General features: G+C 28.3%; 24 protein-coding genes. 17 read left to right on the top strand and 7 right to left on the bottom strand.

The features are described 5' to 3' along the window. The first annotated feature begins 38 nt into the window (after positions 1 to 38). Positions 39 to 212 carry a hypothetical protein gene (locus ABDZ93_RS02275; protein ID WP_343823244.1) on the top strand — a complete coding sequence of 58 codons (174 nt, stop codon included), beginning with the start codon at positions 39 to 41 and terminating at the stop codon, positions 210 to 212. A 144-nt stretch (positions 213 to 356) separates the two neighbouring features. Here the strand turns inward: ABDZ93_RS02275 and ABDZ93_RS02270 are convergent, their stop codons facing one another. From ABDZ93_RS02270 to ABDZ93_RS02255, 4 genes are all read right to left on the bottom strand, one after another. Continuing rightward, on the bottom strand, positions 357 to 1121 hold the full coding sequence (locus ABDZ93_RS02270; RefSeq protein WP_343823242.1) for a prolyl oligopeptidase family serine peptidase: 765 nt from the start codon (positions 1119 to 1121) through the stop codon (positions 357 to 359). Between the two features lie 243 nt (positions 1122 to 1364). Then, positions 1365 to 2729: a YjiH family protein gene (locus ABDZ93_RS02265; protein WP_343824503.1), complete on the bottom strand. Its 1365-nt coding sequence runs from the start codon at positions 2727 to 2729 to the stop codon at positions 1365 to 1367. 359 nt (positions 2730 to 3088) lie between these two features. Further along, the gene (locus ABDZ93_RS02260; protein WP_343823240.1) at positions 3089 to 3406 is read right to left on the bottom strand and encodes a DUF1540 domain-containing protein; all 318 of its coding nucleotides are present in this window, start codon (positions 3404 to 3406) and stop codon (positions 3089 to 3091) included. Positions 3407 to 3451: 45 nt separating this feature from the next. After that, positions 3452 to 4285, bottom strand: a complete 834-nt coding sequence (locus tag ABDZ93_RS02255) for a PHP domain-containing protein (protein WP_343823239.1) — start codon at positions 4283 to 4285, stop codon at positions 3452 to 3454. Positions 4286 to 4512: 227 nt separating this feature from the next. Between ABDZ93_RS02255 and ABDZ93_RS02250 the strand changes: the two genes are divergently transcribed. After that, positions 4513 to 4887, top strand: coding sequence for a PadR family transcriptional regulator (locus ABDZ93_RS02250; RefSeq protein ID WP_343823238.1), 375 nt, complete (start codon positions 4513 to 4515; stop codon positions 4885 to 4887). A 109-nt stretch (positions 4888 to 4996) separates the two neighbouring features. Next, a complete protein-coding gene (locus ABDZ93_RS02245) occupies positions 4997 to 5575 on the top strand; it encodes an N-acetylmuramoyl-L-alanine amidase (RefSeq protein ID WP_343823236.1) in 579 nt (192 codons plus the stop codon). Positions 5576 to 5665: 90 nt separating this feature from the next. Here the strand turns inward: ABDZ93_RS02245 and ABDZ93_RS02240 are convergent, their stop codons facing one another. After that, positions 5666 to 6769 carry an iron-containing alcohol dehydrogenase family protein gene (locus tag ABDZ93_RS02240; RefSeq protein ID WP_343823234.1) on the bottom strand — a complete coding sequence of 368 codons (1104 nt, stop codon included), beginning with the start codon at positions 6767 to 6769 and terminating at the stop codon, positions 5666 to 5668. A gap of 189 nt (positions 6770 to 6958) precedes the next feature. Here ABDZ93_RS02240 and ABDZ93_RS02235 point away from each other — a divergent pair, with 189 nt between their 5' ends. The 9 genes from ABDZ93_RS02235 (at position 6959) to ABDZ93_RS02195 (ending at position 16397) form a co-directional block, all read left to right on the top strand. Further along, the gene (locus tag ABDZ93_RS02235) at positions 6959 to 7111 is read left to right on the top strand and encodes a hypothetical protein (RefSeq protein WP_343823232.1); all 153 of its coding nucleotides are present in this window, start codon (positions 6959 to 6961) and stop codon (positions 7109 to 7111) included. A 136-nt stretch (positions 7112 to 7247) separates the two neighbouring features. Continuing rightward, on the top strand, positions 7248 to 7976 hold the full coding sequence (locus tag ABDZ93_RS02230; protein WP_343823230.1) for a pseudouridine synthase: 729 nt from the start codon (positions 7248 to 7250) through the stop codon (positions 7974 to 7976). After that, a complete protein-coding gene (mnmM, locus tag ABDZ93_RS02225) occupies positions 7969 to 8520 on the top strand; it encodes a tRNA 5-(aminomethyl)-2-thiouridylate-methyltransferase MnmM (protein ID WP_343823228.1) in 552 nt (183 codons plus the stop codon). Before ABDZ93_RS02230 ends, mnmM begins: the two co-directional genes overlap by 8 nt. Before the next feature lie 206 nt (positions 8521 to 8726). Continuing rightward, a complete protein-coding gene (locus tag ABDZ93_RS02220; protein WP_343823226.1) occupies positions 8727 to 9614 on the top strand; it encodes a MurR/RpiR family transcriptional regulator in 888 nt (295 codons plus the stop codon). A gap of 243 nt (positions 9615 to 9857) precedes the next feature. Beyond that, positions 9858 to 11210 (top strand): NADP-specific glutamate dehydrogenase, encoded by a 1353-nt coding sequence (gene gdhA, locus ABDZ93_RS02215; RefSeq protein WP_343823224.1) that lies wholly within the window; start codon positions 9858 to 9860, stop codon positions 11208 to 11210. 239 nt (positions 11211 to 11449) lie between these two features. Further along, a complete protein-coding gene (locus tag ABDZ93_RS02210) occupies positions 11450 to 12667 on the top strand; it encodes a BaiN/RdsA family NAD(P)/FAD-dependent oxidoreductase (protein ID WP_343823223.1) in 1218 nt (405 codons plus the stop codon). A gap of 94 nt (positions 12668 to 12761) precedes the next feature. Further along, the gene (gene cmk, locus ABDZ93_RS02205) at positions 12762 to 13424 is read left to right on the top strand and encodes a (d)CMP kinase (protein WP_343823221.1); all 663 of its coding nucleotides are present in this window, start codon (positions 12762 to 12764) and stop codon (positions 13422 to 13424) included. Between the two features lie 58 nt (positions 13425 to 13482). Further along, on the top strand, positions 13483 to 15402 hold the full coding sequence (locus ABDZ93_RS02200) for a bifunctional 4-hydroxy-3-methylbut-2-enyl diphosphate reductase/30S ribosomal protein S1 (protein WP_343823220.1): 1920 nt from the start codon (positions 13483 to 13485) through the stop codon (positions 15400 to 15402). Positions 15403 to 15533: 131 nt separating this feature from the next. Continuing rightward, positions 15534 to 16397 carry a GNAT family N-acetyltransferase gene (locus ABDZ93_RS02195; protein ID WP_343823218.1) on the top strand — a complete coding sequence of 288 codons (864 nt, stop codon included), beginning with the start codon at positions 15534 to 15536 and terminating at the stop codon, positions 16395 to 16397. Between the two features lie 97 nt (positions 16398 to 16494). Here ABDZ93_RS02195 and ABDZ93_RS02190 read toward each other — a convergent pair whose 3' ends face one another. Together ABDZ93_RS02190 and ABDZ93_RS02185 are read right to left on the bottom strand one after the other, a co-directional pair. Beyond that, complete coding sequence (locus ABDZ93_RS02190) at positions 16495 to 17691, bottom strand: pyridoxal phosphate-dependent aminotransferase (protein ID WP_343823216.1); 1197 nt, start codon at positions 17689 to 17691, stop codon at positions 16495 to 16497. 85 nt (positions 17692 to 17776) lie between these two features. Next, positions 17777 to 18970 carry an aminotransferase-like domain-containing protein gene (locus tag ABDZ93_RS02185; protein WP_343823214.1) on the bottom strand — a complete coding sequence of 398 codons (1194 nt, stop codon included), beginning with the start codon at positions 18968 to 18970 and terminating at the stop codon, positions 17777 to 17779. Positions 18971 to 19362: 392 nt separating this feature from the next. On the opposite strand from ABDZ93_RS02185, the gene ABDZ93_RS02180 reads away from it, so the two are divergent. From ABDZ93_RS02180 to ABDZ93_RS02160, 5 genes are all read left to right on the top strand, one after another. Next, positions 19363 to 20643 carry a uracil-xanthine permease family protein gene (locus ABDZ93_RS02180; RefSeq protein ID WP_343823213.1) on the top strand — a complete coding sequence of 427 codons (1281 nt, stop codon included), beginning with the start codon at positions 19363 to 19365 and terminating at the stop codon, positions 20641 to 20643. A 105-nt stretch (positions 20644 to 20748) separates the two neighbouring features. After that, complete coding sequence (locus tag ABDZ93_RS02175) at positions 20749 to 21768, top strand: molybdopterin-binding protein (RefSeq protein ID WP_343823212.1); 1020 nt, start codon at positions 20749 to 20751, stop codon at positions 21766 to 21768. A 13-nt stretch (positions 21769 to 21781) separates the two neighbouring features. Next, positions 21782 to 22585 carry an XdhC family protein gene (locus ABDZ93_RS02170; RefSeq protein ID WP_343823211.1) on the top strand — a complete coding sequence of 268 codons (804 nt, stop codon included), beginning with the start codon at positions 21782 to 21784 and terminating at the stop codon, positions 22583 to 22585. 155 nt (positions 22586 to 22740) lie between these two features. Further along, positions 22741 to 23580, top strand: coding sequence for a DUF975 family protein (locus ABDZ93_RS02165; RefSeq protein WP_343823210.1), 840 nt, complete (start codon positions 22741 to 22743; stop codon positions 23578 to 23580). Between the two features lie 396 nt (positions 23581 to 23976). Next, entirely contained in the window at positions 23977 to 25014 is a 1038-nt protein-coding gene (locus ABDZ93_RS02160; RefSeq protein WP_343823209.1) for a pyruvate kinase, read from the top strand. Positions 25015 to 25148: the final 134 nt, after the last annotated feature.

Below are 25148 nucleotides of genomic sequence, written 5' to 3'. Positions count from 1 at the left end.
ATAATTCAATATAAGAAAGTATAGAAAGGGTGATATCTATGGCTTTAAAAGATATAGACATAAAGAGTAAATTTAAAAATCTTGAATTAGAACAGTTAGAAAAACATAGTGAAAAATTATCTTCAGCATTAGTTGTAGGTGTAGTTATTGGAGCTATTGGAATTGGATACAAGGTTACTAAAACTATCATGAAGGTAAAAGGCAAAAAATAGTGCAGTTAAGTATACATAAAATTTAAGTTTAAGAATTTATAAATTATAGAATGTGAATTAAATGTATTATATATTAAAATAAATGGTATAAATATAGTTAGATATATAGTGATAAAAATGAGTGGCCATGCCACTCATTTTTATTTACAAATAGGTATCAAACCATTGAAGAGCTTCACAAACTATAGCCTCTGTAATATAGTGATTTAGTCTGTCATAGGTTTTCATATCCACTAAATCTTTGTTTTGGTAATGTTCTTTTATTGCATTAAAGAATGCAATCTCACTTTTTATTGGTACTAAAACATCTTTATCGCCATGAAGTAAAAGAAGGGGGATATTATTAAAATTATTAATATTATTAATAGGACTAAAGGAAGATAGTTCATTTAAACGTTTATCTATATAATCCTTATTTTCTTTATACTGATCGCCAACTATCTCTAAAGTTGCTTCCACCCATGCTCCAGAGCTATTCATTATTACACCAGCATTAATGCATTTATTATGAGCAATAATACCAGAAGTAATCATTCCTCCCATGGAATGACCAGAAACTCCAATTCTTTGTTCATCTATGTTGTAGTTAGATTTAATATAATCAAGAATTAAATTGAATTCCTTAACAGAATTTAACACCGTTGGCCAAAACTTAGTTAATCCACTATCACCTTGCCAATAATCTATGGTTCCGCGGTCACCATGATTTATTGAATCAGGTATAACTACCATATATCCATTACAAGCTAAGAAACTTCCTAGATTTTTATGCACATCCTTATTAGAACTCCATCCATGATAAAAGAATATTACAGGAAGTTTATCAGTAAAATTCTTAGGATAAATTATAAGAGTAGATATGTTTTGTATATTTACTTTTTTAAAATTGATTAAATTATTAATCCACATTGGTATGCCTCCCTTAAGATTTCATAGAGTTATAAAGTTATATATTATTTAATAAAAACTTGTGTTTTTTATTTTACTTATAAATTACATTATACATAAGTTATTTGAACTTTAATAGATATTTACCATTACTATTATTGGATAGGTAAATGCTTTCAATTAAAGAAAAGCAGACCATATTGAATTAACAAAATATGGTCTGCTTTTCTTTTAGATAAATAGAACTATAAACTAGAAATTAATTTAGAATATAATGTGAGCAATAATTGAGATTATAGGAAGAGTTATTAAGGTTCTTTCTAAAAATATAATGAATAATTCTTTTATATTAACAGGTATTTTAGATCCAAGTAATAAAGCTCCCACTTCTGAAAGATATATTAGCTGAGTTATAGAAGTGGCAGCTATAATAAATCTTGTCATATCATTCTGAATTGCACCTGACATTATAGATGGTAATAGCATGTCTGCAAATCCAGCTACTAAGGTGCTAGAAGCTGCTGCAGCTTCAGGGATTTGAAGAAGTTTTAAAATTGGTATAAAGGGTAAACCAAGAATTTGAAATAATGGTGTATATTCCGCTAACATTAGTGCTATAGTTCCTACAGCCATGACTACAGGGATTACTCCAAACCACATATCTATAACATTTAATGTTCCTTTAGTAAATACATCTTTTTTTAAGGATGAAGATTTAGCTTTATCTATAGCTTTTTCTAACCCAAATTTAAAAGGTGTATATCCTTCAGTAAGAAGGTCTTCCATAGAGTTATTTGTATTATTATAGTATATATCCTTTTTTCTTGATAGTGGAGGTAATTTAGGCACTAATATAGCAGCTACTAAACCAGCAAAGGTAACTGAAAGATAGAATGGGAAAAACATATGACTAAGCCCAACAGTATCAATTACAATTATACTAAAAGTTATTGAAACTAAAGAGAAGGTTGTACCAATTACACAGGCCTCTCTTTCAGTATAATACCCATCAACGTATTGCTTACTAGTTAAAAGTACACCAATAGTACCATCTCCAAGCCAAGAAGCAATACAATCTATTGCAGCTGAGCCAGGAAGATTAAAAATTGGTCTCATTATTTTTACTAGGAGAGCGCCTACAAATTCTAAAAGTCCGAAATTTAAAAGAAGAGGTAGGAGTAATCCAGCAAATAAAAATACTGAAAAAAGTATAGGGAGTAAATCGGATAAGATCATTCCGCCTGTATTTTCTGACCAAATTGCTTTAGGACCTATTTGAAGCATTGTGCATATTATAAATATTCCACCTAAGACTCTGATAGTAAACCAGATATTATTTACATTAAAAAGAGAATTTAAAAAATTATTTTTAACAATAAATTTAGGTTTAAATGTTTTAGTTACTATTGTAAAAGTTGCGGTCACAACTATTATGGCTGTTACTATGTATGGAAGTAATTGGCTGAGAGCATCTTGAACATAGGTTGATAAAGTTGCAATAGGTATAACAACATCTTGTCCCTTGGTGATTGGAATCATAAATAAGAAGACACCTAAAGAAGATAATAGAACAAATTTAATTACAGCTAATATATATGAATAATCTTTATTATTTGCTGAAAGAGATATTTTACTATTTTGATTTTCCACTTATATACATCCTTTCTATAACGAATTTATGTATAATTATACATAAGCTATCCCTATAATGCAACATAATTATACATAATTATTATATTTTAATTTAAAAATTTACTTTATTTATTGAAAAAAATGTAAAGATGTGTGAAAATTAGTATTAGGATTATTGGATAAATATATATTAATTTTAAATTGGTTTTATATAAAATAGTATTTATAAGTTACATACTATTTTATCTTTGGAGTTATAGGAATGAATAATTATAAATGTATTAATTACAAAAAACAAGTATAAGTAATAATTATACTTAATGTATAATCACTTATACTTGTTTAAAGGTAAATATTTAGTTAGTATTATATTGAAAGGTGGAACATAAAGTTTCTTCATTTGTAGATGAGGTATAACCAGAAATATCAATAGAGTTTGCAGTACATTTAAGTTTCTTATTATAGATACAATTCTTAGCTCTACAGTTTACATTGGAATAAGGAGTATTTATGCTTATAGAGTTTGTTAATGCACCTGACTTGTTTATAAAGTTCTCACAATTTGTACCATCAGGTTGATAGGTATTGGAACCCCCAATGGTTATTTGATTTAAATTACAGTAGTTGGAATTGTTATTTATACAGTTATGAACTGAACATTGAAGTAAAACCATTTTATCTCCTCCGAAAACAATTTTACCTTAGTATACCTAATTATTCTAATTTTTATACATAATCATAAACTTATTAAAATCTTCCTCACTAAGACACATATCTCCAATGTTACCATGTTTAGTATCATCCTTAGAGATTCCGTGAAAATCAGATCCACAAGTTATTAACATATTTCTTGATTTAGCTAATGATATAAATTCGTCAGTTTCTCTTTTAAAGTTCTGATAATATAGTGCTTCAATACCATGAAAATCATACTTTAATATATCTTTAATAGGCGTTTTTTTTATCAGTTTAGGATGTGCTAGAATTACTATGCAATTATATTTTTTTAAAAGTTTAATTCCTTCTTGTATGGATATATGTTTGTTAGGAACATAGGCAGGGCTATCATTACCTATAAATTTGTTGAATATATGCTGAAAATCATATGGATATCCAGCATTGACTATGGCTTGTGCTATATGAGGTCTAGCTATAACCCCATTACTAATCTTTAAAATATCATTTACATTTATTTTAATATTAAAATATTTATCTAAATTTTTAACTATAGATAAAGCTCTAGTTTCTCTGTTTTTCTTCAAATTATTAAGGAATTCTATTAAGGTTTTATCTTTATAATCATTTCCCCTAAAATATCCTAAGATATGTATGCTTTCTCTATTATGATTACAACTTAATTCAATTCCAGGAATGAAATTAAGGGAAATTTCATTGGCCTTGATTAAAGCTTCTTCTATGCCTTCGGTGGTATCATGATCTGTTATAGATAAAAGCCTAACATTTTTATTTTTAGCCATTTTTACTACTTGAGAAGGGGAAAACCTCCCATCTGATGCAGTTGTATGACAGTGAAACTCTGCTATAATATTCATAAATATCTCCTTCCTTTGTACAGTAAATAGATATATAATATAGATTTAGTATATCTTAAGTTTAGTATTATTTATACTATATAAGGAGATTCTATAAATTGAAAGAAAATTTATAAGGATAACTATTCAGTAATATATTATGTCATAATAATAATTGTCATAATTGAAAAAAATATATATAATAAAACTAAAATAAAAAATACTTATGAATTTAAAGGAGAGAAAAAATGAAAGGTGAAACAAGAAAAAGAATTGCGACATTAGATAATAGAATAAATACTACAAAACTTGTAAAATTATATATATTACATTATTTAATATATGAAAATAATGAAGAGTATGGATTGGAAATAGTAAATTATATAAATAAGAATTTTACTAAAGTTTCTAATGGTTTAGTGTATCCACTTCTTAGAGATTTGGAGGAGAATTTATATCTTACAGCTAAATGGGAAGATTTTGATAGAAAAAACAAACGTTTATATAAAATTACTGATGAAGGTATAGAACACTATAAAAGAATAAAGTCAGATTATTTTCATGCCATAGAATATAATATTTCTATTTATAATAATGTTTTAAGTCAAATCTATAATAAATAATAGAAAAGTGTGTACAGTATTATAAGGAGCTTATTATCATTATTAATCACATATGTAATTAAAAAGAATATTATATATGAAGAGATTAATTAATGGGAGGCTTTAAATTATGTGTAAGATAACCTTAGACCCTGGACATGGTGGTAGTGATCCAGGAGGTGTTTATGGTGATCTGATAGAAAAAGATATAGCGCTAACTATAGCCATAGAATGTGAGAAAGAGCTACTTAGACATGGAATAGAAGTTCAAATGACAAGAGATACTGATAAATATCTAGGACTTTCTCAAAGAACTACTATGGCAAATAATAATATGTCAGATTATTTTATTTCTATCCATTGCAATGTAGGTGGAGGAGATAGAGGTGAAATAGTTTATTCTATATATAATGGTAAAGGTCTAGAACTTACAAATAAAATTAGTAGTGAAATTATGAACATTGGGCAGACACAAGTTAAAACTTATAATATGATGAATAAAAGTAGAAGAGATTATCTTCCATTAATAAGAGATACTGTTATGGATGCAATTATTATTAAATGTGCTTTTATAGATAATGAAGAAGATAATAAGATAATTAGCACCATAGAAAATCAGAAAAAATTTGGTAAAGCTATCGCAAAAGGTATTCTTTCTCAGTTAGATATTGATTATAAGGATATAGAAGAATTGACTTATATTAATTAAGGAAGCTTTACAAGGATAACTATTAAACTGACACCTATCAATGAAGAAAATGTTAGACCCATTAGTATATTTATTCTAATGGGTCTAATATTATTTCATGCTTTTTATATAAATACTAAGTATATCTTCATAGCTTAATGGATATGGATGATTTTTAAGTTTCTCTTTATTAGAACTCATATAGGAAGCGTAATTTTTTAGTTCATCAAGAGATATTTTTAAATCCTTTGTAAATATTTCATCTATAAAGTTTCCAAACTCATCTATACTTGAGAAATTCAATAAAGATATAATTTTATCTACTTTATCCTTAGCATTATCTGCATATATTTCAAGATATTCTTTTAAAAGAATTCCATTAGCCTTACCATGAGGTACATTATGATAATATGTTAATGGATATCCCATTCCATGAGGAATAGAGGTACCACTTTGTGAAATTACCATACCTGCTATGGAGGATGCAATTAACAATTTTTCACGTGTTTCAAAGGAAATATTTTCTGAAGATATATGTGAAACACATTCACTAAATATATTTAAGCCATTTTCAGCAAGGGCATTGCTAAAGAAATTAGCATTAGTAGATAAATATCCTTCTATTAAATGTGAAAGTGCATCTATAGAAGTATTTATTGTTACATTTTTAGGTGTATCCATCAAATAAGTAGCATCTAAAAAAGATACTGCAGGGAAAATTTTAGGGGATATACCTCTTTTATTTTTAATCTTATGATCTGTTAATATAGAGTAAGGTGTAGTTTCAGTTCCAGTTCCAGCAGTGGTAGGAACTGCAACAATTGGAAGAGAATTAAGATCAGAATTCGTAAATAAATCTTCAATTGTGGCTTGTGAATTTAAAAGAAGCACTCCGGCAGCTTTAGATGCATCGATAGGGGAGCCTCCACCTATTCCTATAATAAAATCGATATCTTTACCTTGACCAAAATTTTTAATTCTATTAATAGTGTTTGTAGATGGATTTTCTTCTACATCATCAAAAATATGAAATTCTATATTGTTTTCTTTTAAAGAATTTAAAACATGGTTTAAAGAACCATTAGTTTTAGAAGAATGTGTCCCAGTTACTATTAAAGCGGTACTTCCTAAAGAATTCATTATACTACCATGATTTGATATTGCATTTTTTTCACATATAACCTTTGTTGGCATAAAAAATATTGGATTACTCAAAAATTTATTCCTCCTTAAAGTTTAATTGTCATATTAAAATTTTCATCATATTTTAATATAGCATCTATTACAAATTTTCTCAATTGATTAAGAGATATAACTTTATTATAAGTTTTTATTAATAAAATCTATCATCATTGAATATTAAAAATAATTCTGAAAATAATAGTTAATAGGGAGGTGAGCTTTATGGCTAAGAATAAGGAAAATAAACCTAAAAAGTCTTCCAATAAGATGAATGGTGAACTAACTTCTATGAACGACAAATCAAATGATAGTAGAAATTCTAAAACAGGATATATGGAACAACAACCTAACTCTCGCTTAAATCAGTTAAAATAAGTCTAGATTATAAATAAACCGATAACACTACAAAATATTAATATGTAGAGTTGTCGGTTTATTGTTTAATTGGATTGATTTTTTCATTAATAAAAATTATAATTCATTTTATTAGAGTTATGAAGGGAAGTTTAAGATGGAAGAGAGATTACAAAAATATATGGCTAGATGTGGTGTTGCTTCTAGAAGAAAATGTGAAGAAATAATATTGTCTAGCAGAGTTAAAGTTGATGGAAATATAGCAAATGAATTAGGAATAAAAATTGACTCTATAGTTAATGAAGTTAGAGTAGATGATAAAGTAATAAAACCAGAAGAAAAAAAGATATATGTAGTTCTTAATAAACCTACAGGATATATATCATCTGTAAAGGATGATAGGGGTAGAAAAACTTTATTGGATATTGTCAAGGTAGATGAAAGAATATATCCTATTGGAAGGTTAGATTATGATACTTCTGGCTTAATTCTTTTAACTAATGATGGTGAAGTTTATAACAATGTAATGCACCCAAGAGTTTCTATTAATAAAACTTATATAGCAATAGTAAAAGGGATAATCAATGAAGATAAAATATATAAATTTGAAAAAGGAATTGATATTGGAGATTATATTACTGCACCTGGGGGATGTAAGTTGTTAAAAAAGTATAAAAATAGTTGTGAAGTTGCTATAACTATTCATGAGGGAAAAAATAGGCAAGTCAGAAGAATGTGTGAAGCAATTGGACATCCAGTTATAAATTTGAAGAGAGTTTCAATAGGAGAAATAAAATTAGATACTGAGTTAAAAGAAGGTCAATGGAGATATTTAAGTGAAAAAGAAATACAGTACTTAAAGAATGGAGGAAATAAAAATGTTTAAATACTTGGGCAATATAACAGATTTATCTCACTATATAATTAAAAATTTTGTGGAAGATAAAAATATAGCTATAGATGAGACTTTAGGAAATGGTGGAGATTGTGACTTTTTAAGTGAGAGCTTTAAAAAAGTTTATGCCTTTGATATTCAATCAGTAGCAATAGAAGAATATAAGAAAAAGAACAAAGATAATGTAATACTTATTTGTGATTCTCATGAGAATATAGAAAAATATATTACTGAAGAAGTGGATGTAGCTATATATAATTTAGGTTTTCTTCCCGGTGGCGACAAATCTATAACTACAGAAGCTGAATCAACACTAAAAAGTATTAAAGGGACTTTAAAAATATTAAAAAATGGAGGTTTTGCCATTATATCAGTTTACATTGGTCATAATGAAGGTCTTCATGAAAGTGAAGAGATATTAAAATATGCAAGTTCTCTACCTAAAGATAAGTATGGAGTAATGATTCATAAAGTTATAAATAGGAGTGAAAGGGCTCCGTACTTGTTAGTTATTGAAAAGAAAAAATATCCTTAAAACTGTGATTTTTCAATGCTTAATGTAGATTTTTAAACTGTGTTATAAGTTTATAATTATCTCTTGGATGGAAAGAATTCATAAAAATTATATTCATAGAAGTTTTTTGTTGAAGGATAATCAATCATGTGTTAATATGAAGTATATAATTCATTTTTCAGTAAAATGAATTATATACTTTATAATCTTTTAAAAGGAGTTAAGTTATGGAAAATAATAGTACTGATTTAATGAGAATGATACAAACTAAATTTTCAAGGTTAAGTAAAGGGCAAAAGCTTATAGCTGAATATATTTTAAAGCACTATGATAAAGCCGCATTTATGACTGCTGCGAAGCTTGGAGCAAGTGTTGGTGTTAGTGAGTCAACAGTAGTTAGATTTGCTAATCAATTAGGTTATGAAGGGTATCCTGAACTCCAGAAGGCATTGCAAGAACTTATAAAAAACAAACTTACCACAGCTCAAAGAATAGAATTGTCTAACGACTTTATTATTCCTAATAACGCTTTAAAAGGAGTATTGAAATCTGATATAGAAAATATTAGAGCAACTATGGAAAAAATAAATTATGAAGCTTTTGAAAGTACAGTAAATAGTATATTGAACTCTAAGAAAATATATATTGTAGGGTTAAGAAGTTCAGCTGCGTTGGCAGACTTTTTAGGTTTTTATTTAAATTTAATATTAGACAATGTAAAAATCGTATCTTACGGAATGAGTGATATTTTTGAACAGATGCTAACTTTAGGGGAAGGAGACTGTGTGATTGGTATAGGTTTCCCACGTTATGCTATGAGAACTGTTGAAACTCTTAATTATGCTAAATCAAGGGGAGCTGATGTTGTTGCAATTACAGATAGTGTTTTATCTCCTTTAGCAACTAAGGCTGACTATGTTCTAATTGCTGAAAGTAATATGGCTTCCTTTGTTGATTCTTTAGTGGCTCCATTAAGTGTTATAAATGCTCTTATTATAGCTGTAGGTTTAAAAGAAAAAGATAAAATATCTAAAACCTTCACAGATCTTGAGCAAGTATGGCAAGAATATCAAATTTATTCTTACAAAACAAATAAGGATATTAATAAGTTTTAATTTTTCTGTCTAAATTTTTATAAAATTATGTTGATTTATAGGCAAAAGTATTCTATTATGTAAATAAAGGTATGTAATCGTTTTTAAATATTGCAACAAATCTGTTAAAATGTTTTAAAAAAGAAGGAAAAAAAACGATTACATAGAATATATATTACATGTAAAGATTTACTTGAGTGTGTTTTCATACAAAAAGTAAATTATATAAATAATTTTGTTTAAATTTTAGGAGGTATTGATACTATGGATACTAAAGCTTATATTGAGCAAGTATTAGAAAACGTGAAAAAAAGAAACAGCGCTGAACCAGAATTTATACAAGCTGTTGAAGAGGTTTTAAACTCTATAGGGCCTGTACTTGACAAGCACCCAGAATATGTAGAGTCTAACCTATTAGAGAGATTCTGTGAGCCTGAAAGACAAATAATGTTTAAAGTATCTTGGAAAGATGACAATGGTAAAACTCAAGTAAATAGAGGATTTAGAGTACAATTTAATGGAGCTATAGGACCTTACAAAGGTGGATTAAGATTCCATCCATCTGTTTACTTAGGAATTATCAAATTCCTAGGATTTGAACAAATTCTTAAAAATGCATTAACTGGACTTCCAATAGGTGGAGGTAAAGGTGGTTCAGACTTTGACCCAAGAGGTAAGTCTGATGCTGAAATTATGAGATTCTGTCAAGCATTTATGACTGAATTACAAAGACATATCGGACCAGATGTGGACGTGCCAGCTGGAGATATCGGTGTAGGTGGAAGAGAAATTGGATACTTATACGGTCAATATAGAAGAATTAGAGGAGCTTTCGAAAATGGAGTTTTAACTGGAAAAGGTTTAACTTATGGTGGAAGCTTAGTAAGACCGGAAGCAACAGGATTTGGAGTTGCTTACTTCTGTGAAGAAATGCTTAAACATGAAGGAACTGATTTCAAAGGAAAAACAGTTGCAGTTTCAGGTTTCGGTAACGTTGCTTGGGGAGCATGTCAAAAAGTTGCTGACTTAGGTGGTAAAGTTGTTACTTTATCTGGACCAGATGGTTACATCTACGACAAAGATGGAGTAGTTACTCAAGAAAAAATTAACTATCTAGTAGAAATGAGAAATTCAGGAAGAGATAAAGTTCAAGATTATGCTGATAAATTTGGATGTGAATTCTTCCAAGGACAAAAACCATGGGGAGTTAAAGCTGATATCATGATGCCTTGTGCAACTCAAAATGATATTCATATAGAACATGCAAAACAAATCGTTGCAAATGGAGTTAAATTTGTATGTGAAGCTGCAAATATGCCATGTACAAATGAAGCAGTTGAATACTTCTTAGCTAATGGATTAATAGTTGGACCTGCTAAAGCTGCTAATGCTGGTGGAGTTGCTACTTCTGCATTGGAAATGGCACAAAACAGTATGAGAATATCTTGGACAGCTGAAGAGGTTGATCAAAAACTTCATCAAATTATGGTAACAATCCATAAAAATGCTATGGAAGCAGCTGAACAATGTGGATTTGGATATAACCTAGTTGCTGGTGCTAACATTGCTGGATTTATGAAAGTTGCAGAAGCAATGCATGCTCAAGGAGATATTTAATATTAAATTAAAATAGTTTTAATATTAAAAGGAGGGAATTTTTGAATTCTCTCCTTTTTCATGTGATATAACAAGGATTTTGGTTTTAGATGAAATTTAGTATAATTCAATTCAACTTTATTAATAATGGTAACATAAAAATTTAATTAGCAAAATAAATTCATTGAAAAATTAGGAATTTTATATTAAATTATAATATAGGAATATGTTTAAAATAAAGTAGAAGAGACGGTGATTTTTTGGCACAGGTAGTAGTTGTAGGTGGAGGTCCAGCTGGAATGATGGCTGCAATAGCAGCAAGTAAAAGCAATAAGGTCATATTAATAGAAAAAAATAATAAACTCGGAAAAAAGCTTTTTATTACTGGAAAAGGCAGATGTAATGTAACTAATATTAAGGATATTAGTGAATTTTTTGATTATATTCCAACTAATCCTCATTTTCTATATAGCGCTCTTTATACCTTTACCAATGAGGATACTATTAAGTTTTTTAATGAAAGAGGAGTTGAACTTAAAGTAGAAAGAGGAGATAGAGTTTTTCCTAAATCAGATAAATCTTCAGATGTTATAAAAGCCTTTGAAAAAGCTTTAGTAGAGAAGAATATTGAAATTAAACTTGGAGTTGCTGTAAAAGATTTAAAAATTAAAAATAATAGGATTACTTCATTAGTACTTGATAATGATGATTCTATAGAATGTGATAATGTAATCTTAGCTACTGGTGGAGCTTCATATCCTCAAACTGGATCTAGTGGTGATGGATTTAGATTTTGTAAAAAGTTAGGTCATAATATAGTGCCTATAAAACCATCCTTAGTACCCATAGAAGTTAAAGAAGCGTGGGTAAAAGATCTTCAAGGTTTATCACTAAGAAATGTACAACTTACAGTGTTGGCTAACAATAATAAAATAATTTTTAAAGAGCAAGGCGAAATGCTATTTACTCACTTTGGAATTTCTGGTCCACTATGTCTTAGTGCAAGCAGTTTAATAAACCCAGGTGAAAAGTACAAGAGTGTATTAAATCTTAAGCCTGCACTTAGCGAAAAAGAGTTAGATTTAAGAATACAAAAGGATTTTTTAAAGTATAATAATAAGGACTTTAAAAATGCACTAAATGATTTATTTCCACAAAAATTAATTCCTATTATGATTAACTTAAGTAAAATACCAGAAGATCAAAAGGTGAATAGTATTACAAAAGAACAACGTAGGTATTTTTTAAATCTTATTTCAAATCTTACAATGGAAGTAAGAGGATTAAGGTCTATAGATGAAGCAATAGTTACATCCGGGGGCATTGATACAAAAGAAATTGATCCTTCGACAATGAAATCTAAGGTGATTTCTAACCTGAGTTTTGCTGGAGAAGTAATAGATGTAGATGCTTATACTGGAGGCTATAATGTGCAGATTGCTATTTCTACAGGTTTTATAGCAGGAAGTAAGATATAAATATACAAGTAAAGTTATTATTGAGAAATCTATAATTTTAAAATACTTATAAAATTATAGATTGACAGTAACTATCTAACTGAGGAGTGATACTATGAAAATATCAATAGCTATTGATGGACCTGCTGGAGCAGGAAAAAGTACTATAGCTAAATTAATAGGAGAAAAATATAATTTGATGTACATAAATACTGGATCTATGTACAGAGCAGTTACTTTGTTTGCAATGAGAAAGGGTATTGAACCTAGCCAAGTGGAAGAGTTATGTGAACTCATAGATACTTTGAAGATGTATTTTAAAAATGAGAATCTAATTGTTAATGATATAGATGTAACTGATGAATTAAGAAGTATTGAAGTTACGAATAATGTATCGAGATATGCATCTATACTAGAGGTTAGACAAAAACTAGTTGAAATGCAGCAAGAAATAGCAAAAAATTATAATGTGATAATGGATGGTAGGGATATAGGCACAGTAGTACTTAAAAATGCAAGTTTTAAAATATTTTTGACAGCTAGGGCAGAAGAAAGAGCTAAACGTAGGTATGATGAGCTTATAGCCAAGAATGTAAAAGTAGATTATAATAATATATTAGAGGATATAAAAAAGAGAGATTACATTGATTCAAATAGGGAAGTGGATCCTTTAAGAAAAGCTGAAGATGCTATAGAGATTGATTCTTCTACTATGGATATAAATGAAGTAGTAGAAACCATATCTAAATATATATCATCAATAAATGTAGATAAATAGTCATGTTTAATTTAAATTAATTTATTTTATAGTAAATAGTATTAGAGGTGAGGATAATATGTCTGAAGTAACTCTTGCGAATAAAGCAGGTTTTTGTTTTGGTGTAAAGAGAGCAGTAGAAGAGACAATAAGATTGAGAGAAAAATATGATAAAGATATATATACACTAGGACCATTAATACATAATAATGATGTTGTAAAAAGCTTAGAGGAAAAAGGTATTTATTCTATAACTCTTGAAGAAGCATATAATCTTAAAGAAAATGATGTTGTAGTAATAAGATCTCATGGTGTTGGTAAAAATGTATTTGACCATTTAAGAAGGAATAATGTTATAATAGAGAATGGGACTTGTCCATATGTGAGAAATATACAACAAAAGGTTGAGGAGTATTACAACAAAGGATATAATATAATTATTGTTGGAGATGATAAGCATCCAGAGGTCATAGGCATTAATGGATGGTGTAATGATAAAGCCATTATATCTAAAGATGGAGAAAATATAGATGCAATTAAGGGTAAGGTATGTGTAGTTTCCCAAACCACAGAAAAGCAAAGTAATTGGGAAAAGGTTTTGAACAGGATAATATCATTAGCTAAAGAAATAGTAGCTTTTAATACTATCTGTAATGCTACAGAAGAAAGACAGGAATCCGCAAGTAAACTTTCTAAGGATGTTGATTTAATGATAGTTTTAGGTGGGTACAATAGTTCAAATACTACAAAGCTTTATGAAATTTGCAAAAAAAATTGTGAAAATACTTATCATGTAGAAAAAGTAGATTCTTCACTTTTAAATATGATAGGGAATGAAAATATAAATAAAATTGGAATTACTGCTGGGGCGTCAACTCCAGAGTATGTAATTGAGGAGGCTATTAGTAAAATGAAAAAACAAAACGATATAAGTCAAGAGGATATGGACCTTTATGATAAATATTTTAAGGATACTAGCAACATATCTGTAGGTAGCATTTTAGAAGGTGAAGTGTTTAAAGTAAATGAAAAAGAAGCATATTTAACTATAGGTACAAAAACCGAGGCAATATTAACAGCAGAAGAATATTCAAGAGATAATGAAACTCCTTTAAATCAACAAATTAAAGTTGGAGACGTTATTAAGGCAAAAGTAATAAATAGAAAAAATTCTGATGGACTAGTTGTATTATCAAGAACTGAAGTTTTAAGAGCTGAACAACAACAAGTATTAAAGGCTGCCTTCGACAATGGAGAGATAATAAATGTTCAAGTTAAACAAGAAGTAAAAGGTGGACTTGTGGCATTATTTAAAGGAGAAAGAGTATTTATACCAGCATCTCATATAGAATTAAGTAGAGTTAATGATTTAACTAAGTATATAGGACAAAATTTTGATATAAAACTTATAGAGTATTCTAGAGAAAGAAATAGAGTTAAAATTGTTGGTTCAAGAAGAGAGCTATTAGAGAAAGATAATGAAGCTAAAAAAGCTACTACATGGGCTTCTTTAGAAAAGGGTATGGTAGTTGAAGGTGAAGTTAAAAGATTAACTGCTTTTGGAGCTTTTGTAGAAATTAATGGTATAGATGGTTTACTACACAGTTCTGAAATGTCTTGGAATAAAGTTAATAACCCATCAAAATTATTTAAAGTTGGTCAGGTTATTAAAGTTGGTATTTTAGAAGTGGACAGAGAAAATAACAAATTAGCTTTAAGTGTTAAAATGTTAAGTGAAAATCCATGGAACAATATTAATGAAAAATATCCAACAGGAAATGTTGTTGCTGGAAAAGTAGTAAGATTTGCACCATTTGGAGCATTTGTTGAGTTAGAGGAAGGGATAGATGGATTAGTACACATTTCTCAAATCTCTAATGAAAGAGTTGAAAAAATTGAAGATGCTTTAAAAATCGGAGAAACAATAAAAGCTGTGATAACTCAAGTAGATGCTGAAGGAAAGAAAATTGGACTTAGCATTAAAGAAGTAGAAGCATAAAAATTTTTAGAAGATACACTAGTGTATCTTCTATTTTTATATTTAAAATAAATATACTAAAAATGGTTATATTATTTAAATTTGGATTATAATATATATATAGATTCAAAAAGTATGAGGTAGATGAATTTATGTATAGATTAGAAACAATAAATAATTCAAATTTAAATTTTATAAATGAATTTAATATTACTAATGAGTATAAAGAAGAACTTATAGATATATGTACAAATAAGAACATATTTAAAAAACTTCTTTTGGGAAAAAATATAAAGTATATAAAATCTGAACAAAAATATATAGGTTTTTTATGGTATAGTAAACTTCAATATCAAGTATATAAAATACACTGTATAAAGTTTATTCCTGAATATAGTACTTTTGAGTATTATAAAGAAGTATTTAGGTTTTTCGATAGCTGCAATTCAATTATTATTAGTGAAAACAATAACTTGAATGCAAATTTATTAATTGATCTAGGATTTAGTATAGAAAGAGCTATTATTGAAATGGGAAGAGAAATAAGTTCCTATGAAGAACTTAATATTGATGAGAATATTTCTTTTACAACTTTTAAAGATGGCAAAGATGAAAAATATAGGTGTTTAATTCAGAATATAGTTTTTGATTCAGCTAATAGACAGTCTATAAATGAAGACGATATTATATATGAAAAATATCAAAATTATTATATTCCAGAAGGATGTATTTTTATAAAGTGCAGAGGGGTTTATATAGGGTATGGACAATTAATAAAAAAGGATGCAAAGATTTATATAGCTAATTTTGGAGTTTTACCAGAATATAGAGGCAAAGGTTATGGAAAAAAGCTGCTTAAATATATAATAAATTTAGCTCATGATCTTGGTAGTAAGAAAATATACCTTAAATGTGATAAAAAAAATATGGAAGCTGTAAATTTATATATATGTGAAGGATTTAAAACAATTGATACTTACTATGAATATAAGAAAGATAATATAGATTCATTTTAATATGATGAAATTAGGAGTATACATTATAATTATTATGAATAATAATTATAATAAAAAGAAATTAAGTTGTGAAACTTAATTTCTTTTTTTCTAATACTTATTTTTCAAGTTTAACATATTCAGCTAAAGCTCTTTCTAATATATCCATTGCATCAGCTAAAGCTTCAGTATTTAAGCAATAAGATAATCTTATTTCGTCCATACCAAGATCTTCTGTTGCATAGAAACCTTCTGCAGGAGCAACCATAACAGTTTTATTGTTATAATTATAGTCTGTAAGTAACCATTTTGCAAAATCTTCACCACTTTTTATTGGAAGTTTTGCTACTATATAAAATGCTCCAGTAGGTTTTTTACATATAACACCTGGCATGTTTGAAAGTTTTTCAAACATAATATTTCTTCTAGCTTCATATTCTTTTTTAACGTTAATAAAATATTCTTTAGGGGTATTGATTAGATTTGCTGCTGCTAATTGTTCTATAGTTGGAACGCATAGTCTAACTTGACACATCTTCATAATTTGACTTATAAGTTCTTTATTCTTAGAAGCTACTAAACCAATTCTTGCACCACATGCACTATAGCGTTTAGATATACTATCTATTAAAATTACTCTATCTTTAATATCTTCCATATAAAGAGCAGAAGTGTATTTTAATCCATCATAAACAAATTCTCTATATACTTCATCTGCTATAAGGAATAGGTTATTTTCTTTACATATATCAGCAAGCATTCTTATTTCATCTTCTGTATAAACAACTCCTGTTGGATTTCCAGGGTTAGAAACCATGATTGCTTTTGTTTTACAAGTTATTTTAGATTTTATAACCTCTTTTGCTGGTAGATGGAATCCCTCTTCAGCTTTAGTTATAAAAGGTACTACTTTTACGCCTGCTCCTTGTGCAAATCCTGCATAATTTGTATAGAAAGGTTCTGGTATAATTACTTCGTCGTCTACATCACAGATTGCTGTTAATGCTAAAGAAATAGCCTCAGAACCACCATTGGTAATGAGAATTTCATTAGATTCAAAATCTATATTCCACTCTTTGTAATATTTAATAAAACTATTAATTGCTTCATCTATTCCTTGAGATTGGGCGTATTTAAGCACATTATCTTTATAGTTATTAACTCCTTCAATAAATTCCTTTGGAGTTTCAATATCAGGTTGACCAATATTTAGATGATATATTTTTACTCCTTTACGTGTAGCTTCAGCTCCATATGGTGCTAGTTTTCTGATAGGTGAATATCCCATAGCCAGTATTCTTTTTGAAAATTCCATTTTAACTCCTCCTAAAATTATATGAATAAATATTTAAGTTTATTTATTTTCATTATTGTACTAGTGTATAAAGTATTTATTGTTTCTATTTTGCATAATATTTATGAAGAACTTTACCTAATCTTTTAATTCCTTCTACGATTTTATCTTCTGGCATGTTAGAGTAATTTAATCTAAAGAAATTTTTCTTGCCACCATTAGGGAAGAAAGAAGCACCAGGTACATAGGCTACATTTTCTTTAAGAGCATCTTCCATAATAGAAGCAGAATCTAAATCTTTTCTTAATTCAACCCAAGTAAACAACCCTCCTGAAGGATAAGTGTATTTAACATCTTTAGGGAAATATTTTTTCATACTATCTATCATTAAATCACGTCTAACTCTATAAACTTCAATTATGCTCTTTATATGATCATCTAAACTGTAAGTTTTCATGTATTCTCCTGCGACAACCTGAGCAAAAGTATTACATTGTAAGTCTGCGCCTTGCTTAATTAAAATATACTTTTTAATTATTTCTTCTTCTGCTAATATCCATCCAAGTCTTAGTCCAGGGCAGAAAGTTTTAGAAAAAGTGCCTAGATTAATTACATAACCTGCTCTATCAAAGGATTTAATTGAAGGAAGACTTTCTCCCTCAAATCGTAATTCTCCATACGGACTATCTTCAATTAAAGGTATTTCATACTTAGCAGCTAGTTCACATAAGCGTTTTCTTCTCTCAATATTCATTGTAATTCCACTTGGATTTTGAAAATCTGGAATAGTATAAATCATTTTTATATTGTGGTTTCCGTCTTCTAAAGCTTTTTCTAATTTCTCTACAATCATACCATTTTCATCCATTGGTATTTCTAAGAATTTAGGACCATAAGCCATAAATGCATTTAAAGCTCCAAGATAGCTTGGACTCTCACATGCAATAGTATCTTCTTCATTTATGAAAAGCTTTGCAGAAAACTCTAAACCCTGCTGAGAACCATTTGTTAGCATAACATTTGAAATGTCACACTTTACTCCTGTAGGTGATATTCTTTCTTTTACAATTATTTCTCTTAAAGGAATATAACCATCAGTAGAAGCATACTGTAGAGCTGCTTGACCTTTTTCTTTTATAACCACTGATGTTACTTCGTTTAATTTATCTAACGGAAATAATTCAGGAGCGGGTAATCCACCTGCAAAAGAAATAATTTCAGGCTTTTCAGTCAATTTTAAAAGTTCTCTTATTTCAGACGCTTTTAAATTTGAAGTCCTTTTTGCGTAACGTATATTCATATATATACCCCCCATAATTGCGTTTTAAAATTAATTATACTATTCATCTTATGTACTATGATTTTATTATAACTTATTTAGATGTTTTTTCAAGATATTTTAATATAATAGTAGAAAGAGTAATAAAATAAATATAAAAAATACTTGTTATTTAAGTTTATAAGTAGTATAATGATAAAAAGAATAAAGTAAAAAATAAAATATTTCTTTAAATCAGTCCAGAGAGGCTGGCAAGAAGGTACATATAATTATGGGATTATACTATATTTCTGTATATAACTTCTTGCGAAAGTAAGAAGTTTTTTTATTTATATACCTTTTAATCAGTACCGAGATACTGAAAGGGGAGAAAGAAATTTCTCCTAATATTAAAAATATTAAGGAGGCTTCATATGTCAGAAATAACATTAAAAAAAGAAGCAGAAGAAACTTTGGCAAAGAGAACTATTAGAGAGGAAATTAAAAGAATGGTGCTTGCTATGCAGCACTTAATTGCTATGTTTGGTGCGACGGTTCTAGTACCTGTACTTACAGGTCTTGATCCTTCAGTTGCTCTTGTTGCCGCAGGATGTGGTACTTTAATATTCCACCTTTGTACAAAAGGAAAAGTTCCAGTATTTCTTGGATCTTCCTTCGCATTTATACCAGTAATAATAGCTGCAGGAAATTTAAATGGTGGAGATTTAGCATATGCACAAGGTGGATTGTTAGTTGCAGGATTTATTTATGTAATAATTTCATTAATAGTTAAGAAAATTGGTGTATCTACTATAAAAAAATTCCTTCCAGCTCAAGTTGTCGGACCCATGATAATAGTTATAGGGTTAAATCTTGTACCTACAGCTATAGGAATGGCTAGTGAAAATTTCCTTATAGCAGGTATAACTTTAGCTATAGCATTATCTATTAACTTCTTTGGAAAAGGATTTTCAAAACAATTAGCTATACTTATTGCAGTATCCTTTGGGTATATACTTTCATTAATTATGAATATTGTAGATACTAGTACAATATCTCAAGCAGCATTTTTAGCTGTACCTAGCTTTACATTACCTAAATTTGATATGGCATCTATACTCGTAATTGCACCAGTGGTGTTAGCAGTACTAATGGAGCATGTTGGTGATATTACTACAAATGGACAAGTAGTTGGTAAAAACTTCATTGAAGATCCTGGTCTTAATAGAACTTTATTAGGAGATGGACTTGCAACTATGTTTTCTGCATTTATTGGAGGGCCAGCCAATACAACTTATGGAGAAAATACTGGAGTTTTAGCATTAACAAAGAACTATGATCCATCAATAATAAGAATTACAGCAATATTTGCTATCATCCTAGGTTTTGTAGCTAAATTAGGAGGATTACTTTTATCTATACCTAGCGCTGTTATGGGTGGAATTAGTATCATGTTGTTTGGAATGATTTCTTTAATAGGATTTAAAACTATTAAAAATGGGGATGTAACTTTTGATTGGAAAAACATTTTAGTTATAGCTACCATAATAATCATTGGACTTGGTACTACTAATTTAGAAAAATATACTGGTATATCAATTGGAATTCCAGTTGGTGCCTCTGTTAAAATAACAGGTGTCAGCTTAGCAGCAATTATAGGGGTTACACTAAACATTATATTTAACTTTAAAAGTGAAAAAGAAAAGGTAGCTTAATTATATACTTATTAAAATATCACCTAATACGAAAGTTATGTATTAGGTGGTATTTTTTTACATGCGGTGATATAATGTAATAAAATGTAACATGGGGGTGTGACAATGAAAAAAGTAAAAGTGGAAGATGCTATTGGTATGATAGTGGCCCATGATTTAACTAAGATAGTACAAGGAGAATTCAAGGGTGCCGCTTTTAAAAAAGGACATATAATAGAAGCTAGGGATATAGAAGAACTAAAAGCTATAGGGAAAAATCATATTTATACTATTGAAATGAATTCAGAAATACTCCATGAAGACCAGGCTGCTTTAGAGTTAGGACAAGCAATAGGAGGAAAAAATACCTATTTTAAATTACCTAATGAAGGCAAAGTAAATATTCTAGCTGCAAGAGATGGACTTTTAAAAATTAACACTAATCTGTTATATGAAATTAATTATATTAAAGATATTGTAGTAAGCACATTACACAATAACACTGTTGTACTAAAGGATACTATTGTTTCTGCTACAAAAGTAACACCTCTAGTTGTAGAAAAAAGATATATTAATCAAGTAAAGGATTTATTAAGAAATGTATCAGGAATTATAGACATAAAACCTTTTATAGTTCAAAAAGTAGGAATAGTTATTACAGGTACGGAAGTTTATAAAGGCATTATCACTGATAAATTTGCTCCAATCCTTAAGGAAAAGGTTAGTAATTACAAAGCTATGGTTGAAGATGTCATATTTGTTCCAGATGACTTAGAAAAAATAAAAAATGCTATAGAGAAATTTAGATCTAGAGGATGCAGTTTAATAATATGTAGTGGTGGTATGTCGGTAGATGCAGATGACTTAACGCCTGTAGCCATTGAAAAAACTGCTTCAGAGGTAATCACCTATGGATCTCCAGTGATACCAGGAGCCATGTTTATGTTAGCATATAGCGATGATATAACTTTAGTAGGAATTCCCGCTTGTGGAATGTTTTCTAAAATAACTATATTTGATATTTTACTTCCTAGAATAATGTCAAATGATAAAATTAACAAAAGAGAAATAAGTGAGTTGTCACATGGTGGGTTATGCTTAAAGTGCAATATATGTCATTATCCAATTTGTCCATTTGGTAAATAGGGAGGTATTTTATATGAGTATTACTTTACTTGAAGAAGTAAATGATCAAATAAAGAATGGAAATTTTGTAGCACTTTCTATAATTACTAAGGCTTGTGGGTCTTCACCTAGAGGAGAAGGGACTATGATGGGAGTACTAAGAGATGGTACTATAATTGGTACTATAGGTGGAGGTAAAATTGAAGATGAAATTATAAAATCTAGCATAGAAGCTATAAAAACACAAAAAAGTGGTAGATATGAATATAATTTAAATGAATCTAATAAAAAACTTAATATGGTTTGTGGAGGAAAAATTGAGGTATATATAAAAGTACTAATGCCTAAACGTAAACTTATTATAGTAGGTGGAGGTCATATTGCATTACCACTACATTTTATAGCTAATATATTAGGGTATGATATTGTAGTTTTTGAGGATAGAGAAGAATATTGTAATGAGGAAAGATTTAAATTAGCTGATGAACTTTTACTAGGAGATATTAAAGAAAATTTAAAAAAATATCCTATAAATAATCAATGCAGTATAGTGATTATAACAAGGGGACATTCCCATGACTATGAAGCTTTAAAAACTGTTATAGATACTGAAGCAAATTATATTGGTATGATAGGAAGTAAAGTAAAGGTAAAAAAAACTATTTCTAAATTATTAGATGAAGGACTTAGCAAAGGCTTGTTGAATAAAGTATATGCACCTATTGGTATAGAATTAGGTGGTGAAAGACCAGAGGATATAGCATTGGCCATAATGGCAGAAATATCGTTAATTACAAATAATGGGGTGCTTGCCCATAAAAAAATTCCAATAATATAGACATATAAAATTTTATCTTGTATTATTGTAATATAATTACTATGTTAATAATATTTTAATAATATAGGGTATTATGTTACTTGTTAATAAATTAAGATAGGTAATACTATATTTTATTAGTATATAAATAGAAAGGTGTTTTAAGGGGGAAAAGAATGGTAAATCGAAAAGCTTTAAAAAGTAAATCAAAAGAACAATTAAGGGGGCAGTGGAAAATACCAGTATTAATAACATTAATAGTGTGTATAATAGAGGGAGTTATAAGCTATGGTTCTGAAAGTTTTAAAGATAATATAGGACCGTCCGTTCTAATAGCAGTTATAAGCTTAATAATAAGCTTTAGCATAGCAATTATGATTAATTCTTTTTATTTAAAAATTTCTAGAGGTAAAAAAGTTGAATTTTCCGATATACTTATTCCATGGAAAACCTGGGGGAAAGGTATGGGTATACAGCTTTTAATAATCTTAATGTACATACCAATAATAATTATTATTGGTATAGTTGTAGGGTTTATAGCAATTCAGTATGGTAACAAGATAATTATGGGATCTTTATCAGGTAATCCAATTCCATCATTTGAAGGCATGGTAGCAGTTATTGTTCTGGTTACGTTAGTTTTATGTATACCAATAATTATTTTGGGTTTATATTTGTTCCCATCAGTGATTTTAGTATGTGAAGATAATAGTAAGGGTGTTATTCAGTGTATAAAAGAAAGTTTTAAATTAATGAAAGGAAATGTATGGAGTTTATTTGTACTATATCTTAGCTTTTTAGGTTGGGCGATTTTATGTATTGTACCAGTTATAGTTGTAGCTATTATTGCAGCTTTTTCATTTAATGAAACTCTCATTACAATATTACCTTTAATTGCAGCAATTGGCTTTCTATGGCTAGGACCATATATAAATACAACATCTTTAAATTTCTTTAATGAAATATCTGGATATGATAATAAACCTATATACGATGAAATAAATTCGTTAAGTTAATGGTATATGGAGCTTATTTAAGTCATCATTTAATATATTGATTAGAATAAAATATTTTACCTATGGAAATATATAAATATTTATATATAAAACTAGTTAACTATTTGTTCTATTTATGCGGTTTTGCAAGAGTTTATTTTTTTATTTGTACAATTAAATAAGGTATATATCAATTTAAAAATCCAAAGTATTCCTTTGGATTTTTAATGTTTAATTCAAATTTAACTTAATGAACTAATGATAAACTTGAAAAATATTACTTAAAAATTAAAGGTTGTATGGAAATACTATTGTTTGTTATGAATAAAGATGATAGATTAATAATAGATTAAATTTAAGAAAAAATACATTAATAAACTATATTGTATAAATATAAATAAATGATTAGGTGATGAAATGAAGATAGTATGTTCAATAGGTCCTAATGTTAAGACCTTAAGTGATTTAGACAAATTTATAAATTCAGGAATGGATTCTATGAGATTGAATTTTTCTCATATAGAATATGAAACAGCTAAGAATCAAATAAAGTATATGAAGGAAAAGTATCCTCAGATTTCTATTATTCAAGATTTGCAAGGCAATAAAATTAGAGTTTCTAATTTATTTAATGGCCAATTAAGAGTTAATCTTGGAGAAACCGTATATTTTTGTAGTGAAGAATTTTTTAAAGAAAATCTTAGACATAGTGGAAAGAATACATTAATTCCAATTTCTTTTCAAGGACAATTTTCTTGGCTTTCTAAATGTAAAAAAATCCTTATGAAGGATGGGACGATGGAATTTAATGTTATAGGAAAGCTTAAAGATAAAGAGGCAATAAAGGCAGAAGTTGTTTTAGGTGGTATGGTTAGAGGTGAAAAGGGGTTAAATGCCCCAGGAATGGATAGATCAGGCATGACTTTAACCATGAAGGATAAAAAGGATATTGAATTTGGACTTTTAAATGGAGTAGATACAATATGCCTTTCCTATGTTACGAGAGAATCTGATATTCTAGAATTAAAGGAATATATAAAAAAAGTAAAGAAGTATAATCCACAAATTATTATACCTAAAATTTGGGCTAAAATAGAGTGTAAAGAAGGAATTCTTAATTTTGATTCTATTTTAAAATCAGTGGATGGAATTATGCTAGGGAGGGGAGATTTATTTTCGGAATTAAATATAATGGAAATTCCCTTTGTACAGGATGAAATAGTAGAAAAGATGAAATCTAAAAAGAAGGAGCTTATAATAGCAACCTATGTGCTAGATTCCATGAGAAGTTCATTAAATCCTAAAATTCCAGAGTTGGATGATTTATATAATTTTATTAAAAATAAGGTAGATGGAATTATGTTAGCTGGGGAAGTTGGAGTAGGTAAGAATCCTCTCCATGTTATAAGATTTGCTAAAGAATTTATAGATAAATATAGTTATCTTAACGAATAGAAATAATTAAGGTGGATATATAAAATCAAACACTTCATTGTGGAGGATTTAATGGTTTGTTCATGTGTAACTAATAAGTACTTATATTTATTTGAAATGTAGAGTAAAAGCAATAGACTAATAGAAGTCTATTG

The organism is Clostridium subterminale, from assembly GCF_039521425.1.
Lineage (GTDB): Bacteria > Bacillota > Clostridia > Clostridiales > Clostridiaceae > Clostridium_J > Clostridium_J subterminale.
The sequence above is the reverse complement of the archived record's forward strand: the minus strand, read 5'-3'. Positions and strand labels throughout refer to the sequence as shown.